General features: G+C 41.6%; 9 protein-coding genes and 1 pseudogene. All 10 read left to right on the top strand.

The features are described 5' to 3' along the window. Window positions 1–21: 21 nt before the first annotated feature. Window positions 22–3,309 (top strand): annotated as a pseudogene (locus tag RM368_RS01965) (non-ribosomal peptide synthetase); the annotation flags it as partial. Window positions 3,310–3,446: 137 nt separating this feature from the next. Beyond that, window positions 3,447–4,436, top strand: coding sequence for an aspartyl/asparaginyl beta-hydroxylase domain-containing protein (locus tag RM368_RS01960; RefSeq protein WP_322692480.1), 990 nt, complete (start codon window positions 3,447–3,449; stop codon window positions 4,434–4,436). 238 nt (window positions 4,437–4,674) lie between these two features. Then, the gene (locus RM368_RS01955) at window positions 4,675–5,496 is read left to right on the top strand and encodes a phytanoyl-CoA dioxygenase family protein (protein ID WP_322692479.1); all 822 of its coding nucleotides are present in this window, start codon (window positions 4,675–4,677) and stop codon (window positions 5,494–5,496) included. A 169-nt stretch (window positions 5,497–5,665) separates the two neighbouring features. Beyond that, on the top strand, window positions 5,666–7,156 hold the full coding sequence (locus RM368_RS01950) for a condensation domain-containing protein (RefSeq protein WP_322692478.1): 1,491 nt from the start codon (window positions 5,666–5,668) through the stop codon (window positions 7,154–7,156). Next, window positions 7,153–8,217: a TauD/TfdA family dioxygenase gene (locus RM368_RS01945; protein ID WP_322692477.1), complete on the top strand. Its 1,065-nt coding sequence runs from the start codon at window positions 7,153–7,155 to the stop codon at window positions 8,215–8,217. Before RM368_RS01950 ends, RM368_RS01945 begins: the two co-directional genes overlap by 4 nt. A gap of 58 nt (window positions 8,218–8,275) precedes the next feature. Beyond that, a complete protein-coding gene (locus tag RM368_RS01940; protein ID WP_322692476.1) occupies window positions 8,276–12,913 on the top strand; it encodes a non-ribosomal peptide synthetase in 4,638 nt (1,545 codons plus the stop codon). Beyond that, a complete protein-coding gene (locus tag RM368_RS01935; protein ID WP_322692475.1) occupies window positions 12,910–13,941 on the top strand; it encodes a TauD/TfdA family dioxygenase in 1,032 nt (343 codons plus the stop codon). The genes RM368_RS01940 and RM368_RS01935 overlap by 4 nt, the downstream gene beginning before the upstream one ends. Window positions 13,942–13,978: 37 nt before the next feature. Beyond that, window positions 13,979–18,046, top strand: a complete 4,068-nt coding sequence (locus RM368_RS01930) for an amino acid adenylation domain-containing protein (protein WP_322692474.1) — start codon at window positions 13,979–13,981, stop codon at window positions 18,044–18,046. Between the two features lie 39 nt (window positions 18,047–18,085). Beyond that, a complete protein-coding gene (locus tag RM368_RS01925) occupies window positions 18,086–18,337 on the top strand; it encodes a hypothetical protein (protein ID WP_322692473.1) in 252 nt (83 codons plus the stop codon). Window positions 18,338–18,506: 169 nt separating this feature from the next. Then, window positions 18,507–19,664 carry a capreomycidine synthase gene (gene vioD / locus RM368_RS01920; RefSeq protein ID WP_322692472.1) on the top strand — a complete coding sequence of 386 codons (1,158 nt, stop codon included), beginning with the start codon at window positions 18,507–18,509 and terminating at the stop codon, window positions 19,662–19,664. Window positions 19,665–19,735 lie beyond the last annotated feature (71 nt).

Genomic DNA, 19,735 nt, shown 5'->3' with positions numbered 1-19,735 from the left:
GCCCGTAGAGATCAGCCAACTCCTTTATCCTTTGCCCAAGAAAGGCTGTGGTTTCTCAACCAACTCGAAGGAGCATCGGCAACCTATAATATGCCTGCCGCCTTGCGGCTGAGTGGAAGATTAAATCTCAATGCCTTGCAGCAAGCCCTAGCCGAAATCATTCGTCGCCACGAGGCACTGCGTACCAGTTTTGCCAACATTAATGGCACGCCGATGCAGGTGATTCACTCAACGGCTAGCATAGATATGGAAGTAGTGGATTTACAACACTTAGAAGAGAGCGAACGCAAACTAGTTTTAGAGCAACAATTACAACTTGCAGCGATTGCTGCCTTTGATTTAGAGAGTGCTCCCTTAATTCGGTGCAATTTATGGCAATTATCAAACAGCGACTACGTATTTGGCATCAACATACACCATATAGTCTCGGATGGGTGGTCGATGGGCGTGTTGATTCAAGAACTATCAGTGCTGTATAAAGCCTTTTGTGCTGGAGAATCATCCCCCCTACCAAATCTAGAGATTCAATATGCCGACTTTGCCCTGTGGCAGAGACAATGGTTGAGTGGAGAGATACTAGAGGAGCAAATACAATACTGGGTATCGCAATTACAGGGTGCACCAGAATTGCTGCAACTACCCACCGACCGCCCGCGTCCCAGCGTGCAAAGCTATAGAGGTGCAACGCAAAGCTTTGGATTGAATCGGGAATTAACTCAGAAATTAGAATCACTCTCAAGGCGGGCGGGTAGTACGTTATTTATGACCTTGTTGACTGCCTTTGCCACCTTACTCTATCGTTACACCGGCCAGTCAGATGTGGTCATTGGTTCAGCGATCGCCAATCGCCACCGCAGTGAAATAGAGCCATTGATTGGCTTTTTCGTGAATACCTTAGTCTTGAGAACTCGCTTAGAGGATAATCCCAGCTTCGAGCAGTTGCTCGCGCAAGTCAGAAAAACTACCCTCCAAGCTTATGAACATCAGGATGTGCCCTTTGAACACGTAGTAGAGGCATTACAACCCCAACGCTCTATGAGTTACTCCCCGCTGTTCCAAGTGATGTTTATGTTGCAAAATGCACCGATGGGCGAGCTGGAACTACCAGGAGTATCGTTGAGTGAGTTAGAGCAGGAAAGGACGATTGCTAAGTTTGATTTGACCCTAGATATAAGCGAAACTTCGGCAGGATTGGAGTGTAAATGGGAGTACAACACTGACTTGTTTGATCGCTCGACCATTGAGCGGATGGCGAGTCATTTTGAAAACTTGTTGTCAGCCATTGTTGAAAATCCCCAGCAAAGGGTGAGTGAATTACCTTTACTGAGTCCTGCCGAAAGTCATCAGTTGTTAGTCGAATGGAACGATACACACACAGACTATCTTAAAGACAAATGTATCCATGAGTTATTTAAAGAGCAGGTCGAGAGAACACCGAATGCTGTGGCAGTAGTATTTGAACAGCAACAATTGACTTATCAACAGTTAAATAGTCGAGCAAATCAACTGGCCCATTACCTGCAAACCCTCGGTGTGGGGCCAGAAGTCCTGGTGGGCATTTGTGTCCAACGTTCGCTGGAGATGGTGGTAGGACTTTTGGGGATACTTAAAGCTGGTGGTGCGTATGTGCCTGTTGACCCCAATTATCCACAAGAACGGTTAAGTTATATGTTGGCAGATTCGGGTGTTGAGGTGTTGCTTACTCAACAATCATTGTTAGAATCTTTGCCACACAATCAAGCACGGGTGGTTTGTTTGGATACTGATTGGGAGTTAATAGCTAGTGAGTCTGATACCGACTCAAAGCCTCAAGTGCAGTCCGATAATTTGCTTTATATCATTTACACTTCTGGTTCTACAGGTTTGCCTAAAGGGAGCGCCTTATCCTATCGGGCGCTAAACAACCTCATCCAGTGGCATTTAGCAACAATGGCGACAGGGGTTGGAGTCCTTCAGTTTGCCTCCCTCAGTTTTGATGCCAGTTTTTATGAAATGTTTGTTGCTTGGTGTTCGGGAGGGACACTGTTTTTAATTCCAGAAAATTATCGTCTAGATTTGGATAAATTAATACATTTTTTAGCAGAAAACCCGATCCACAAGGCAGTCCTGCCAGTTGCCATTTGGCAGCAATTAGCACAAGCATATGGAGACCAACCCAAATTGTTTGGCAACCTTAGAGAAGCGATCGCTACAGGGGAGCAGCTTCAGATTACTCAACAGATGATCGACCTATTCTCTTGCCTTAACCACTGTAAACTTTATAACCAATACGGTCCTTCTGAAACCCATATCATAACTTCATACGTTTTCACCGATACCCCCCAGAGATGGCCAAATAATCCTCCTATTGGTAAGCCAATTGCCAATACTCAAATTTACATTTTAGATCGTAATCTCCAGCCAGTTCCCATAGGGGTATGGGGGTTTCTATTTATCAGTGGGGTCAGTTTAGCTCGTTGCTATCTCCACCGTTCTGATTTGACGAATGAGAAATTTATTCCTAACCCTTTTAACAATTCAAAATCGCAGCGTGCTGACGTATCAGAGCAATCTCAAAATTCAAAATTATTTAATAGCGGAGATTTGGCTCGCTATTTACCTGATGGCAATATCGAGTTCTTAGGACGGATGGACGATCAAGTGAAGGTTCGGGGCTTCCGTATTGAATTCGGTGAAATAGAGTCAGTACTTAACAAACATCCTCAAGTCAGTCAGGCTGTTGTGGTGCTGTATGGCTCAGAAGCACGAGAAAAACGTTTAATAGCTTATATCGTCTTAATTCAGGAGCAGATTATAACGAGCGAGCAGTTACGGGAGTTTCTCAAGCTCAAGCTACCAGAATATATGCTACCTTCCGCTTTTATTTTTCTCGACACTTTACCTTTGACATCCAATGGCAAAGTGAATCGACGTGCTTTACCTGCTCCTAATGAAGCTTTATCAAACCAGGGTCGCGCATTTGTCCCACCTCAAACCCCCGCAGAGGAGGTCTTAATTCAAATTTGGCAAGAAATTCTCAGTCTTGAGCGTATCGGCATTCACGATAACTTCTTCGATCTAGGGGGTCATTCTCTATTAGCAATGCAGCTAGTCAACCATATTCATCAGAAGTTCGATCTAGAGTTATCGGTGCGTCAGCTATTCCAGAGTCAGACAGTAGCTCAATTAGTAGATACTATGGCTCACATAGCGGGCGATCGCGATGTAATCGAAGAAATTGCTCGTACCTGGCAAGAAGTCGCTGCATTTTCTCCCGAGCAAGTACAGTCGATGGCGGCAGAACTTAAAACAGTGAACAGTGACCAGTGACGCTTTCTCGGGCTGGTGGGAGATTTAAACCCGCCACCAACGCTTTCTGTGTTCTTGGTGTGGTGTTTCCCCCAACGATGAAATTGATAACTGATAACTAGTAACTGTTAAAAAATAATAATCTAGGAGATTTAGAAATGATTGGACTAAAAACAAAAAAACTACCCTCTTCTATCCCGTTAAAAATGTCTTTTGATATTGAAAGAATTCAAGAAGAACTGAAAATAGTCAATTCCTTTACCTGGATAGCAGAGGAGCCTTTTTCATTCAAGGATTTATGGGGTTCTTCCCCAGAAGTTTTCCATGATGGCAAGTGGAAAGGTTTAAGTTTAAGATCGCAAGGAGGAAGATGGGATAAATCCGATCCAGGCGGTCCGGGTTTAGAGCCTTTTGAAGAAACAGCAATTCTTAAGCACACTCCTTACTTTAAAGAAATCATTGACAGCTTAAAATGCCATAAGCGAAGTGTCCGCTTATCTCTGCTACCAGCAGGGGCTTCTATTCAAAAGCACTGTGATACCTATCATGACTTTAAATACGGACAAATACGTTTACACATACCGCTTGTTACTCATGAAGATGTAGTAATAGTGATTGACGGCGATCGCTGTAAGTGGGAGGCTGGTCAACTTTGGTATGGTAACTTTTCAAAACCCCACTGGGTTGTGAATAACAGTTCTTTGGATAGGATACATATGATCGTTGATGTCATTATTAATGATTTTGTATTAAGCCTATTTCCTAAGGACTTTGTTTCTAAAGTTAGAGCTAATGGCATCATTGAGCATCAAGAGCCAGTAAATCTTTCTGAAAAAGATATCAATAAATTTGAATGTAAATTTATTATTCCTGCAGCTCTTATGAAGGGGATTTTCGAGACTGATGATGGAATTCCTGGTGAATTTGATGCAAGTATAAAACTACTAGACGGACAGCTTGTATTCTTCGTAGAAGAGAGACCATTGATCTCACTGGTTCCCATCTCTCCGACACGTTTTTGCTTTAATGGTTGGACTTGTGAGCGATACTTAGAATTTGAAGTTTTCAACAATTCAGTATGCAACCTACAGTTAGTTATACGAAGCGGATATCACAATACGAGGATTAATCTGCCCCTATTCAATTAAGAATGGGTACATTTTCACAAGATTCTGTTACGAAATTTGTCAGAAAGACCCTGCAAGGGGTTCAGAGACTTTTTATACCAAGTGACCAGTGATGCTTTCTCGGGCTGGTGGGGGATTTAAACCCGCCACCAACCCTTTCGGTGTTCTTGGTGTGGTGTTTCCCCCAACGATGAAACTGATAACTGATAACTGCTAACTCTTAAAGTCCCACTAATTATAAATAGAAAAACGAACTACCATGAAACTTACCCAAGATCAGATACGAAAGTACGAAGAGGAGGGGATGTTATTTCTTCCCAATTATTTATCTGAGGCAAAAGTTAGTGTTTTGTGCAAAGAACTTTCACAATTACCAGAGAACCTCGCTGGACGAATGATGGAAAAGAATAACCAAACGGTACGAGCCCTTCATGGGGTTCATGCCCACAGCAAAGTTTTCCAGAGTTTGATTCAACATCCACTTCTGTTAGAACCTGCTCAACAGATTTTAAGGGACTTTGTCTATCTTTACCAGTTCAAGATCAACATGAAAGCAGCTTTTACTGGCGATATTTGGCCTTGGCATCAAGACTATGTATTTTGGTACGAGGAAGATGGTATGCCAGAACCCAGAGCAGTCAATGTCGGCATCTTTTTGGATGAAGTGAATCACTTTAATGGTCCACTGTATTTAATTTCAGGTTCTCACAAAGAAGGACTTATCAAATGTGAGGTCCGTAAATCCTTAGTTGAAGGCGAAGATGCCGGCTGGGAAGCTAATGTCAGTACTAATCTTAAGTACTCTCTAGACAATGCAACTGTAACTCGACTTGTTGAGAAAGGAGGCATAATAGCTCCTGTTGGTTGTGCTGGCTCTGTTCTCTTCTTCCACAGCAATATAGCTCATGGTTCAGTTCCTAACATCTCTCCTTACCCTCGTAAACTGCTTATGATTACCTATAACAGCATCAAAAATATACCGCGCTCTTATCACAAACCAAGACCAGAATTCTTAGTCTGTCGAGATTATACGCCACTGCAACCCATAGGAGATGATGTTTTAATGCAACAAGTTGAATAAAAGAAAATGTCTTAAGAATCTTCGTCCCTTTAGGGCGGGGAGCGTCAATTTTTACAACTTCAAGCATAGAAACAAAGTTATGAGTACCACAAACCATTCTGTCTCCTCAGATAGTTTCTCCAACGATGCAAAGCATGCTGTGTTCAAACTCCTGCTGGAGAAAAAAGGAATGCGTTTCAACACCCAAATCATCCCTCGTCGAGATGGATTAACTTCTGTGCCTCTCTCCTTTGCCCAAGAGAGGCTGTGGTTCCTCAACCAACTCGAAGGAGCATCGGCAACTTATAATACGCCTGCCCCTCTGCGCCTAAGTGGAAGATTAAATCTTAATGCCTTGCACCAAGCCCTAGCCGAAATCATCCGTCGCCACGAAATACTCCGCACCAGTTTTGTTAATATCAATGGCACGCCGATGCAAGTAATTCACCCAGAAGCCAGCATGAATATGGAGGTGGTGGATTTACAACACTTAGAAGAGAGCGAACAGGAATTGGTTGTAGAGCAACAAATCCAACAATTAGCCATGACTCCCTTTGACTTAGAGAGTCCTCCCTTAATTCGATGTAGCTTATTGCGGCTATCAAACAGTGACTATGTATTCTGCATTGATATGCATCATATAGTGTCTGATGGATGGTCGCTTGGCGTGTTGGTACGAGAACTATCAGCGCTGTATAAAGCCTTTTGTGCTGGAGAATCATCCCCCCTACCAAATCTAGAGATTCAATATGCCGACTTTGCCCTGTGGCAGAGACAATGGTTGAGTGGAGAGATACTAGAGGAGCAAATACAATACTGGGTATCGCAATTACAGGGCGCACCAGAATTATTGCAACTGCCAACCGACAGACCGCGCCCCACAGTCCAAACCTTTCGAGGCACAAGGCAATCTATTGAACTACCTAAGACTCTGACTGAGGATATCAAGGCGTTAAGCCGTCGGGAAGGAACTACGCTATTTATGACTCTAGTAGCAGCATTTAAGAGTATGCTGCATTACTATAGTGGTCAAGATGACATTGTAATTGGTACTGATGTTGCCAATCGCAACCGTGTTGAGACAGAAGAAATTATCGGTTTCTTTGTTAACCAACTAGTATTGCGTACCGATTTATCTGGCAATCCTGCCTTTCGGGAGTTGCTCTGGCGCGTTCGCAAAGTAGCTTTAGAAGCTTATGACCATCAGAATATGCCATTTGACAAACTGGTAGCAGCCCTCAACCCAGAGCGCCATTTAAATCGCACACCACTGTTTCAAGCAAAGTTTGTCCTTCAGAATACCCCAATGCCAGATCTGGAGATTGAAAAACTGACCGTAAGCTTGCTAGAGGTTGATAACGGTACAGCCAAATTCGATTTGCTCCTAACCATGTGGGAAACAGAGCAAGGACTGAGTGGAGAATTGGAGTACAGCACAGATTTATTTAACGCTGCTACCATCGTGCGGATGTTAGAAACTTTTGAAACCATTTTGCATACTAGTATTTCACAGCCCAGTATCAAGCTAAACGCCCTAATAAGAATACTCAAAGAAGCAGAGAAGCAAAAACGGGTCGTAAAACAGAAAGAATTCAGAGAATTTCGTCGCAGTAAGATCGAGAACCTAAAACCACAACTTATTAATGCATCAAAATTGGAGAAGAAGGAAACAGGACAATGAAAAATATAGAAAAACAGAATCTTATTATCAAAAAATCGTGGGAGAATAAAAAAAGAACTTTCAAACCTGAAGCTATTAGCTTATCACATGAAGAATTACTTGAGGTATCTTATTTGCAACCAGAAGAACTGTTACCTCTCGTAGTTAAGCCTAAGTTAACAGATTTAAATCTAAAAATTTGGGCTCAGAGCAATATGGAATTCATTGAAGCGAATTTATTGAGGCATGGAGGAATACTATTCAGGGGATTTAATGTAAGTACACAAACTGATTTTGAGCAGTTTATCGATAGCATTTCTTCGCGGCTAATGCCTTATATGGAAGGTGCAACACCGCGTACTAAATTGAGCGAAAAAATCTATACATCTACCGAATTTCCTCCAGATCAATTCATCGCCTTACATAATGAATTATCATATGTTATGACCTGGCCCATGAACATATGGTTTTGCTGTATTAAACCTGCTAATCTGGGAGGGCAAACGCCGATTGCTGACATGAGAAAAGTTTTCCAACGCATTCACCCTCAAATTAGAAAGCGCTTTATGGAAAAGGGGTGGATGTTAGTCCGAAACTTTGGTGATGGATTTGGTCTTCGTTGGCAGAAAACCTTTAACACCACTGACAAGATGGCTCTGGAGGAGTATTGCCGTAAAGCCAGAATTGAAATTGAATGGAAAGGCGATAATCGCCTAAAAACTCGTCAGATTCGCCCTAGTGTGGCAAAACATCCAAAGACAGGTGAAATGGTTTGGTTCAATCATATTGCTTTTTGGCACATATCAAGTTTAGAACCAAAACTATGTGAAATGCTCTTAGCAGAATTCAACGAAGAAGACCTTCCATACAACACTTATTACGGTGATGGTTCTTCAATTGAAGCTTCAGTAATAGATGAGATTCGTGAAGCTTATCAACAAGAAACCGTTGCTTTCCCTTGGCACCAAGGTGACATATTGATGTTAGACAATATGTTGGTTGCTCATGGAAGGAATCCTTATGAAGGCTCTAGGAAGGTTTTGGTAGCGATGGGCGAACCATTTACCCGTACAGACATTTAAGTAGTTGAGAACTGTGTTCATCAAAAATTTTCAGCAATTATTAAAGCGAGGTATTCTCATGTCAAAAGAAACGATTCAAGGTTTTCAACTTTCACCTCAACAAAAACATCTGTGGCAATTGCAAGAATCTGATAGTAACCACCCCTATAAATCCTTATGTACCATCCTCATAGAGGGAAAAGTCGATACAGAAACTTTAAAAACTGCCTTAAATAATGTCGTTAATCGACATAATATTCTTCGCACTACCTTTCATTGCTTGCCTGGAATGAATATCCCACTTCAGGTGATAAATGATAGCAGTATACTATCCATTCAAAACCATAATCTGATTGGTTTAGAACCCCAAGAACAAGACTTGAGAATTGAAGAACTTTTTCAAGAAGCGAAGCAGCAAACTATTGACTTTGAGCAATGTCCACTATTGCACATATCTCTAATTACTTTGTCACCATCCAGGTATGTATTGCTTGTCAGCTTACCTGCTATGAACGCGGATGCAGCTACACTTAAGAATCTGATGCTTGAAATTAGCCAAGCTTATACAGCTTGCTTGTATGACGAGGTACTGTCTGATGAAGCAATGCAATACATTCTTGTCTCCGAATGGCAAAATGAATTGCTTGAAGCAGAGGAGGCAGAAATAGGAAAAGATTATTGGCGCAGGCAGAATATTTCTCATCTTTTCAACTTGAAGCTGCCTTTTGAAAATCAAACTGCTAGTAAAACCGGATTTAAACCTCAAATTCTGACTCAGACAATTGATCCTGATGTGGTGGTAAAGATAGAAGAGTTAGTGAGTCACTACGATACTTTATTACCAACATTCTTACTGTCATGCTGGCAAATCCTACTTTGGCATCTCAGTAAAGAGTCAGAAATTATTATTGGTACTTCCTTTAATGGCAGAACTGATGAAGAGTTCAAGGGAGCACTGGGGCTATTTGCAAAATATTTACCGCTTCATTTTTATCTTGATAGTAACTTCAAGTTTACTGAAGTCTTAGAGCAGGTTCAACTGGTTCAAAATGATGCATATGATTGGCAAGAATGTTTTGCTTGGGAGCAAATTTTAGGAACTGATGCAAAGTATACGCTTTTGCCCTTCTTCCCTTTTTGTTTCGATTTTGAGGAATTATCTACCAATTGCTCTTGTGACGAGATATGTTTTTCAATTTATAAGCAGTATACATGTTTTGACAGGTTCAAATTAAAACTCTTGTTTGTTCGTAAAAATGATTCTCTGATTGCAGAGCTTCACTACGATTCTGATATCTTCTGCCGAGAAGATATCAAACGCTTAATAGGACAATTCCAGACACTGTTAGAAAGTGTCATCGAAAATCCGCAAGCAGCACTGAGGAAATTAGACATAATTGATAGTGTTGAGCGTCACCAACTGTTGGTTGAGTTCAACAACACAAAAACTGATTACCCTCAACACAAGTGTCTCCACGAACTTTTTGAGGCACAAGTAGAGCGCACGCCAAAAAACATTGCTGTTGTGTTTGAAAAGGAGCAATTAACTTACTCTGAACTGAATGCTAAAGCAAATCAACTGGCACATCATTTAAGGAAACTAGGCGTAGGGAAAGAGGCACTAGTGGCAATTTGCGTAGAGCGTTCCTTAGAGATGATTATCGCCCTACTTGGCGTTCTCAAAGCTGGTGGGACATACTTACCTGTAGACCCCATGTATCCAAAGGAGCGGGTGGCATTTATGTTATCCGATGCTCAGACATCTGTGCTGTTAACACAGCAGCGGCTTTTGAAAAGTCTCCCCGAACAAGGGACGCAGATCGTCTGTCTGGACACTGACTGGGAAAGCATTGCCCAAGAGAGTGAGGAAAATCTTTGTCGGAATGGTATTCAACCAGACAACTTGGCTTATGTCATTTATACATCTGGTTCCACAGGCAAGCCTAAGGGAGTGATGATTTCGCACTCCTCAATTTGCAATCATATGTTCTGGATGCAATCGACTTTCCCCCTGACCAAAGAAGATAAACTGCTACAGAAAACTCCGTTTAGCTTTGACGCTTCGGTTTGGGAATTCTACGCACCATTGTTGATAGGAGCACAGTTGATTGTGGCGCGACCTGGGGGTCACCAAGACAGCGCTTATATCGTCAAGGCGATTACTGACCAGAAAATCACGGTTCTTCAACTTGTTCCAACGTTGCTGCGAATGCTCTTAGAGCAGGAAGGGATCGAGAATTGTAAATCCCTAAAACGCATCTTTTGTGGGGGTGAAGTTTTGCCTGTCGCGCTCCAAGAGCGGTTATTTGTTAACCTTGATGTAGAATTGCACAATCTTTACGGACCTACTGAAGCTTGTATTGATGCAACCTTCTGGACTTGTAAGCGCGGGATGCATCAACAATCTGTGCCAATTGGTCGCCCTATCTCCAACACGCAAGTTTATATTCTTGACTCCAATCTTCAACCAGTTCCCATAGGAGTTCCAGGCGAACTGTACATCGGCGGTGCTGGGCTTGCCCGAGGCTATCTCAACCGTCCTGACTTGACTAAAGAGAAATTCATTCCCAATCCCTTTAACGATGAGTCAGGTATGCGCTTATATAAAACAGGGGACTTAGCTTACTACAGAAACAACGGTACTATTGAATATATATGTCGTACTGATAATCAGGTGAAGATTCGTGGCTTCCGTATCGAACTGGCAGAGATCGAAGCAGTGCTGAGTAGCCATCCCCAGATTCAACAAGCCGTAGTCATTGCCACAGAAGATACTTTTAGTAATAAGAAACTAGTAGCCTATGTAGTCAGCGAGCAAGAAACTCTCAGCAACCATCAACTGCGGGAATTTCTCCAACAGCGACTCCCCGCTTACATGATGCCCTCTGCCTTTGTCAGCCTCGATACCCTGCCGTTAACACCCAATGGTAAAATAGATAGACTTGCCTTACCTGCACCTGATGGCGACATCGAACGAGAGCGCGAATATGTAGTTCCCCGCACGCCAAGTGAAGAAATCATCGCTGACATTTTTGCTCTAGTGTTAGGAATAGAAACCGTTGGCATTCATGACAACTTCTTTGAACTGGGAGGACATTCCCTCCTGGCTACCCAATTAATCTCTCGACTCAGACAGAGCTTTGAAGTAGAAATCCCCCTCCAAGCTGTCTTTGCAACGCCCAGCGTCGCGCAACTCGACCAAACCATCGCTCAATTACGGACAGAGGAACAAAGCTTGAATCTGCCACTGATAGAGCGGATTGCCCCAGACACAGAGAAAATCCCCCTCTCCTTTGCCCAAGAAAGATTATGGTTTCTCGACCAGTTAGAGCCAGATAGTGCAGCATACAACATGCCTGCCGCCGTCAGAATAGAAGGAAAGTTACAGCCGACGTCTTTCCAAAGGAGCATCAGTGAAATTATTCGTCGTCATGAAGTCTTACGCACCAACTTTGTCAAACAAGACGGGGAAGCAATACAAATCATTCATCCTGCAACTGACTGGAAAATGACCACCATTGACTTGCAAGCTCTGCCAGCCAACCAGCAAGAAACCGAAATTAAAAGCCTAGCCACCACCGAAGCCGCCAAGCCTTTTAACTTGGCAACAGACTCCTTAATCAGAGGTACACTACTAGCATTATCAGATAGCGAGCATGTCTTGTTACTGACAATGCATCATATTGTCTCTGATGGTTGGTCAATTGGAGTATTCATCCAAGAGATTGCCACCCTCTACTATGCATTTGTAGAAGGGAAACCTTCACCTCTGCCCGAATTACCGATTCAGTATGCAGACTTTGCAGTATGGCAACGTCAATGGTTGCAGGGAGAAGAATTACAAAATCAACTGAACTACTGGCAAAAACAACTGGCTGGCGCACCAGCCTTATTAGAATTAACTACCGACTACCCTCGTCCAGCAGTGCAGACCTTTCGAGGAGCAAGTCAATCTCTGCATTTATCAAAGACTTTGACTGAGGGAATTAAGACGCTAAGTCATCAAGAGGGAGTCACTTTGTTCGTGACACTATTTGCGACATTTACATGTTTGCTGTATTACTACACTGGTCAGGAGGATATAGTTGTAGGTACTGCTGTCGCTAACCGCAATCGTACTGAGGTTGAACAATTAATCGGCTTCTTTGTTAATCAGCTAGTTTTGCGAACCGATCTCAGCGGCAATCCTACCTTCGCAGAATTATTAGGACGAGTTCGCGAGGTGGCGCTGGGGGCTTATGCTCACCAGGATCTACCATTTGAAACGCTGGTAGGAGCCATGAAATCAGAGCGAGATCCTAGCCGAACCCCTCTGTTTCAGATAAAATTTGTTTTCCAAAATACTCCCATATCAGATATAAAGCTTTCAAAGCTCAATATAAATTTCATAGAGGTCGATAACAAGACAACGAAATTCGATCTTCTCTTAAATATGGAGGAGACAAAAACAGGATTGTTTGGCTTGTTGGAATACAATACAGACCTCTTTAAATCTACTACTATTACGCGATTTTTAGAACAATTTAAGACACTTTTGAGCCATATTGTAGTACAGCCTCATATCAGGTTGAACACCATCAAAGAAATACTTTCTGAGGCAGACAGACAAAGGCAATTGGTAAAAGAAAAAGAACTACAAGAGGTTAGCGTTCAGAAACTAAAAAAATCGCACAGACGTAACTTGAATAATTCACCTGAAATTGAGAACAGATTATGAAAATCATACAAACCACAGAAAACAGCATCAATAAGTTACACAATGCTAAGCGAAAGCCGATCGATAAAGATCGAGAAAAATTGATTGAGGAAAAATTTCTTGACTCTGACAACTTTCTTCCTTTAGTTATTTCACCCGTTCTAGATGGGGTTAATTTAGTAGCATGGACTGCCAAAAATCGAGATTTTCTTGAAGCTCATTTACTAAAATATGGAGGTATAGTTTTTCGGAATTTTAATGTAAATGGAGTGCAAGAGTTCCAGGAATTTATTGAGGCAATTTCTAGAGGAAAATTAGTAGAGTACAATTATCGTTCAACTCCACGCACTCAGGTAAACGATAAAATCTATACTTCAACTGAATATCCTGCCAACCAATCGATCCCTCTCCATAACGAGAAAGCTTATTCTTCTGTTTGGCCGATGAAAATTTGTTTTTTCTGCGCCCAACCTGCCAAAGAAGGCGGAGAAACACCGATTGCTGACAGTCGAAAAGTTTTTGCAAAACTCGATTCTGTCATCAAAGAAAAATTTATGCAAAAGAAGGTGATGTACGTTCGTAACTACGGTGACTTAGATTTGTCCTGGCAAGATGTTTTTCAAACCACAAATAAATCAGAAGTAGAAAGTTTTTGCCATAAAGAAGGGATTGAATTTGAATGGAAAAACGATCGCCTAACAACTCGTCAAGTTTGCCAGGCTGTTGCCAAACATCCTCGTACAGGTGAAATGGTTTGGTTCAACCAAGCTCATTTATTTCACATTTCAAGTTTGGAAACAGAAATACGCGAATCATTATTCTCTTTGTTGGCAGAAGATACTATTCCGCGCAATGCCTATTACGGTGATGGTTCTGCCATTGAACCCTCTACGATCGAAAAGATTAATCAGATATACCAACAGGAAAAGGTTATTTTTTCCTGGCAGAAAGGAGATATTTTGGTGCTGGACAATATGTTAACTGCTCATGGACGTATGCCTTTTGTCGGCGCGAGAAAAGTTTTGGTAGGTATGTCCGAATCTTGTTAAGTTGGAAGCATTTTTAGTAGAAAAAGGACGTAGAGATATGCAAAGTACAATTGGTGATGGGTTTCGTATTTCACCTCAGCAGAAGCATCTATGGGTGCTACAGCAAAACGATTACTCTAGTCGCGTAGGTAGAAGCGATGCCTTCGGCGGGCTACGCCTACGCCAGATCGCTTATTATTCTCAAATTGCTATACGTATTGAGGGAAATTTCGCTCCAGATATTTTAAAAGTTGCCTTAGAAAACATCATTAAGCGACAGGAAATTTTTCGTACCGTTTTCAATTATTTGCCTGAGGTGTCAATTCCGCTTCAGTTTGTAACCGAAAACAGTATGCTAATGTTTGAAGAGCGCGATCTAAGCAGTTTGGCTTCCCAAGAACAAAAGATTGCGATCAATGCACTTTTTCAAGATCGAGGTTGGCAAACTTTCGATTTGCAAAAAGGGCCTCTTTTGTATATAGTCTTAAATAAACTGTCATCAGGCGAACAGATCTTATTTATCAGCTTACCTGCCATTTACGGCGATTTAACAACGCTTCATAATTTGGTAAAAGAAATCTATTATTTTTATGAAGCATACTTGCACGGTAGAGAACTTGACGATGAATCGATGCAGTACGCAGATATATCTGCATGGCTAAATGAATTATTGGAATCAGAGGACACAGAAACAGGAAGAGAGTTTTGGCAAAAACAGGATGTTTTTTCGCTTTTAAAGGGGAAAATTCCTTTAGAAAATCACTCATCTGCCAAAGTACGATTCGAGCCTCAATCTCTAACACTAGAAATTAATTCCGATACAGTAACAAAGTTAGAAATGCTTGTTCGCAAGTATGGTACTTCGATTTCTGTATTCTTACTAGCTTGCTGGCAAATTCAACTCTGGCGTTTCACCGAACAGTCAGATATTATTGTCGGCACTGCCAGCAATGGGCGTAAATATCAAGAATTAAAAGATATTTTAGGATTATTGACCAAGTATTTACCCATCCATTCCCATCTTGAAGAAAATCTTTATTTCAAAGAACTGCTAGAAAAAGTTGAGGAAACTTTAAGCTCTGGTCACAAATGGGAAGAATATTTTAGCTGGGAGCAAGTTGCCGCTAAGAATGGAAATGGGACAGAGCCACCCTTTTTTCCTTTTTGTTTTGATTTTCAAGAACAGCCTGCAAATTGTGTTGTTGGTAACGTCTTATTTTCTCTGTACAAACAATATACTTGTATCGATCGCTTTAAAGTAAAACTTTCTGGGGTTCGTCTCGACGAGGGCTTGTTGCTGGAGTTTCATTATGATTCCAACTTATTTCCCCTCAAAAATATCAAAATCCTTTCAGAACAATACCTGACTTTACTCGAAAGCGCGATCGCTCACCCAGATAACGCGATCGCCGATTTAGAAATGTGTAGCGATCGCCAACGACAGCAGTTGCTATACGAATGGAACGAAACATTTACCAATTATCCTCAAGAACAGTGCATTCACTCCTTGTTTGAAGCACAAGTCGAACGCACGCCAGAAGGGGTAGCAGTGGTGTTTGAGGATCGACAACTGACCTACAGAGAATTGAACAATCGCGCTAATCAACTGGCACATTACCTAAAAACATTGGGGGTACAAACAGAAACATTGGTAGGTATTTGTGTAGAACGCTCGTTGGAGATGGTGGTAGGTATATTGGCAGTACTCAAAGCAGGAGGAGCTTATGTGCCACTTGACCCTAATTATCCATCAGAGCGTTTAGTCTATATGCTGCAAGATGCTGGAATTGTAGTATTATTGACTCAACATAAACTACAAAAAAATCTTACTGATTGTCAAGTTAATATTATCTGCCTCGACACAGATTGGGAGAAAATAGCAAGCGTTGCAAACGAAAATCCCAAAACTCAGGTAAAACCAGAAAATCTAGCTTATGTCATTTACACTTCTGGTTCTACTGGGTTGCCTAAAGGTGTAGCGATCGAACATCGGCAATTGTTTAACTATCTCAACAGCATCCAAACAGTACTTAATCTTCCTTTAAAAGCCAATTATGCGACAGTTTCTACCATAGCAGCAGATTTGGGTCACACTGTTATCTTCCCTTCCTTGTGCGGTGGTGGATGTCTGCATATAATCTCTTCCGAGCAAATCACTAGTGCCAAAGATCTGAGTGATTATTTCGGGTACAATTCAATCGATTGTCTTAAGATTGTTCCCTCGCATCTAAAAGCGTTGTTAACATCAGAAGCTGGCGCGCAAATTTTGCCACGTCAGCGTTTAGTTCTAGGTGGAGAGTCAACCAGTTGGGAGTTGATCGAACAAATTCAACAACTAGCTCCAGAATGTCAGATTATCAATCACTACGGACCGACTGAAGCTACGGTAGGGGTTCTTACTTACCAAGTTGAAGGAGTACCTGACACTCGACAATCTTCAACTGTTCCCATCGGTTGCCCCTTAGCCAACACTCAAATTTACATACTTGACTCGAAAAAACAGCCGACACCCATTAGTGTTCCTGGGGAAGTATACATTGGCGGTGCAGGATTAGCCAGAGGCTATCTCCATCGTCCCGAACTGACAGCAGAAAAATTCGTTCCTAACCCCTTCAGTGATAATCCACAATCGCGACTATACAAAACAGGGGACTTAGCTCGGTATCTACCAGATGGCAATATTGAGTATATCGGTCGTATTGACAACCAAGTCAAAATCCGTGGTTTTCGGATTGAATTAGGCGAAATTGAAGCAGTTTTGAGCCAATATCCCCATGTACAGCAGGTTACGGTAATTGCAAGCGTTGATACTCCAGGTGATAAACAATTAGTAGCCTATCTAGTGAGCGATGCCGAGGAGAACCCCAGTATTAGTGACTTGCGACAATTCTTGAAAGAGAAGTTACCAGAGTACATGGTTCCTGCTGCTTTCGTGTACTTAGATGCACTCCCCTTGACCCCCAATGGCAAAATAGATCGCCGTGCCTTACCCGTACCCGATCTTAATAATATTGCTGTGGACAATCGCTTTTTTCGATCGCTCGATCTCGTAGAACAGCAACTAGCAGAAATATGGTCACAAGTTCTAAATCTTTACCCCATCGGAGTCAAGGATAACTTTTTTGAGCTTGGCGGACATTCCCTTTTAGCTGTTCAACTGATGGCCAAAATCGAACAGCAATTCCGAATCAATTTACCCTTGTCAGTACTCTTTCAAAACTCGACTATTCAACAACTAGCGACTTTTCTGCGTCAGCCAGTAGATACATCGATCTGGTCTCCCTTGGTGGCAGTTAAGCCCAGTGGTTCCAACAAACCTTTCTTTTGTGTGCCTGGGGCCGGTGGCAATCCGATCTATTTCTACAATCTTGCTCATCATTTAGGCCCAGAACAACCTTTTTATGGACTACAAGCACTTGGTCTTGATGGAGAATCAGAACCACATACACAAGTCGAGATTGCAGCAACATTCTACATTCAAGCAATACAGTCTATTCAACCGAAAGGACCATATTTGTTAGGAGGTCATTCTTTTGGATCTAAAGTAGCTTTTGAAATGGCGCAGCAGTTACAAAAACTAGGTCACGAAGTAGCACTTTTGGCTCTTTTTGATACTGCTGCACCAAATGTTGATGATGTTGATGCCAAATCGCAACATGTTGGGGTGGATAATGCTTTTTGGTTAAAAGAGGTTGGCGTAGTAATGGAAGAACTTTACGAAACAAGCTTAGATATATCCTACGAAGTTCTTAAATCCTTTGAGTCAGAAGAAGAACAATTAAAGTATTTTCAAGAACGATTACAACTAGCCAATGTCCTACCCGCTGAGATTGGAATCAAGCAACTGCGGGGACTGGTTCAAGTTTATAAAACTCAGGTTGATACTATTTATCAACCAAAAAACACTGAGACTATAAATCAAATCACTTGTTTTATGGCTAGTGATGAGAAAAAGTTTTCTGAAGACTTAGAAAATAAAGCTTTAAGCTGGGGAAAATTTTCCAAATTACCAGTGAATATCCAAGTTGTTCCGGGCAAACACATAACAATGCTTAATGAACCTCATGTTCGAGTTTTAGCAGAAAAATTAAAAGATTGTCTTGAAAAAATTCAGGAAACTGGTTAGTCATATGATTCCACACAAAGTTAGATTCTTCTCAAAAAGATGCTTAAATCTTTATCTGTTAATCAAGCAATCAAAACTCTGAAACCATTTTTGATTGTTTGGTTTGGACAATCAGTTTCTCTAATTGGGTCTAATCTTACCAGTTTTGCTTTAGCTCTTTGGGTCGATCAAAAAAACGGTTCGATTAAGCTATCCGCCTTCATACCCGGTTTAACGGTATTAATGTATTTTATCGCTGATGCGATCGCCGTTCCTAAGTTACGCACTGCCGAACCCGCAGATATTTTTTAGAGACATTTAATATCACGTCGGATTAAACAACCGCAGTATAAGTTTTGTCAAATTAAAAGTTACCGCTTAGTTTTATTGTTGGCAATTTACCTGACTTGATATTAGCAGAGTTAAAAGAGATATCTGAGTCATAAACTGAGTTAATTTTGTCACAAGAAGGAGGAAATAAATGAGCAATCTAACAAATTTAAATAACTTTACAAATAAAATTGCACCTGCTCTCTTAGAAAATTGGATGAGAAATTATTACTTTAATACCGAAATTGATATCGGTAGTAGTGGTGTGGAGAACTTTTCACTAGCCCAGCTTTACGAACTCACTAATCTTACCCAAGAAGAACTCAATAGTGTAGTCTTCCACGATAGTTCTAGTCTGGGAAACTTGGAGTTGCGTAAAGTAATTTCCTCACGTTGGAGTAATGGAGATCCAGAGCAAGTTATGGTAACTCATGGCTCAAGCGAAGCCATTTTTTTAATTATGAATGGACTTCTTAATACCAATGATGAAGTAGTCGTCTTAGATCCTTGCTATCAACAACTCTTTTCTATTGCTGAATCTATTGGATGCCACTTAAAGCGTTGGCAACTTCGATTCGAGCAGAATTTTACTCCTAATATTGAGAAAGCCAAAAGCTTAATCAACTCACGCACTCGAATGGTAATTGTCAATTTCCCTCATAATCCTACTGGTGCTTCGCTGACTAAAAAAGAACAAGACGACCTAATCGACGCAGTAGCTGAGGTAGGAGCTTATCTCGTTTGGGATGCAGCTTTTGCCGATATCGTTTACGACGGTTTCCCACTTTCTAATCCCAACTTACGTTATGACCGCTCTATCTCAATGGGAACTTTTTCCAAATGCTATGGATTACCAGGGTTGAGATTTGGATGGTGTTTGGCTTCCCCAGAGGTAATGACACGTTTTATCCACCTGCGCGACTATACGACTCTCCATCTTTCGCCACTGGTTGAGCTGATTGCTCAGAGAGTCATAGAAAGAGCAGATGACCTCCTTAAAATTCGTTTGCAGCAAGCCCATACTAACTTAGAAATATTATCTAAGTGGGTTGAGCAACATCAAGAATTTGTAGAGTGGTCGCGTCCGCAAGGTGGCGTTTGTGCATTCTTGCGTTTGCGCGGCATTTCTAATTCCGAAGCCTTTTGTCATCATCTGGCGAACGTTCACAAAGTCTTGCTTGTACCAGGTACTTGTTTTAATCATCCCAGTCATGTGAGGTTGGGTTTTGGAGGAGCTACATCCAACCTTAATGAAGGTCTGAGTCGTCTATCCAAAGCTTTAGTTACAGACAGATTATATGTGCACTAGTCGGACTTGAAATGCGATTCTTGTTCGCTCGAATTAATTTGAATAAATTTTGAAACCCACATAGCTGAGAC

Source organism: Nostoc sp. DedSLP03 (assembly GCF_034530815.1).
Taxonomy (GTDB): domain Bacteria; phylum Cyanobacteriota; class Cyanobacteriia; order Cyanobacteriales; family Nostocaceae; genus Nostoc.
The sequence above is the reverse complement of the archived record's forward strand: the minus strand, read 5'-3'. Positions and strand labels throughout refer to the sequence as shown.

What these genes read in the sequence shown, in the direction of transcription:
- RM368_RS01960 (WP_322692480.1), top strand. Translation starts at nt 3,447, where the DNA reads ATGATTGGACTAAAAACAAAAAAACTACCCTCTTCTATCCCGTTAAAA.
- RM368_RS01955 (WP_322692479.1), top strand. Translation starts at nt 4,675, where the DNA reads ATGAAACTTACCCAAGATCAGATACGAAAGTACGAAGAGGAGGGGATG.
- RM368_RS01940 (WP_322692476.1), top strand. Translation starts at nt 8,276, where the DNA reads ATGTCAAAAGAAACGATTCAAGGTTTTCAACTTTCACCTCAACAAAAA.
- RM368_RS01945 (WP_322692477.1), top strand. Translation starts at nt 7,153, where the DNA reads ATGAAAAATATAGAAAAACAGAATCTTATTATCAAAAAATCGTGGGAG.
- RM368_RS01925 (WP_322692473.1), top strand. Translation starts at nt 18,086, where the DNA reads ATGCTTAAATCTTTATCTGTTAATCAAGCAATCAAAACTCTGAAACCA.
- RM368_RS01930 (WP_322692474.1), top strand. Translation starts at nt 13,979, where the DNA reads ATGCAAAGTACAATTGGTGATGGGTTTCGTATTTCACCTCAGCAGAAG.
- vioD (WP_322692472.1), top strand. Translation starts at nt 18,507, where the DNA reads ATGAGCAATCTAACAAATTTAAATAACTTTACAAATAAAATTGCACCT.
- RM368_RS01950 (WP_322692478.1), top strand. Translation starts at nt 5,666, where the DNA reads ATGCGTTTCAACACCCAAATCATCCCTCGTCGAGATGGATTAACTTCT.
- RM368_RS01935 (WP_322692475.1), top strand. Translation starts at nt 12,910, where the DNA reads ATGAAAATCATACAAACCACAGAAAACAGCATCAATAAGTTACACAAT.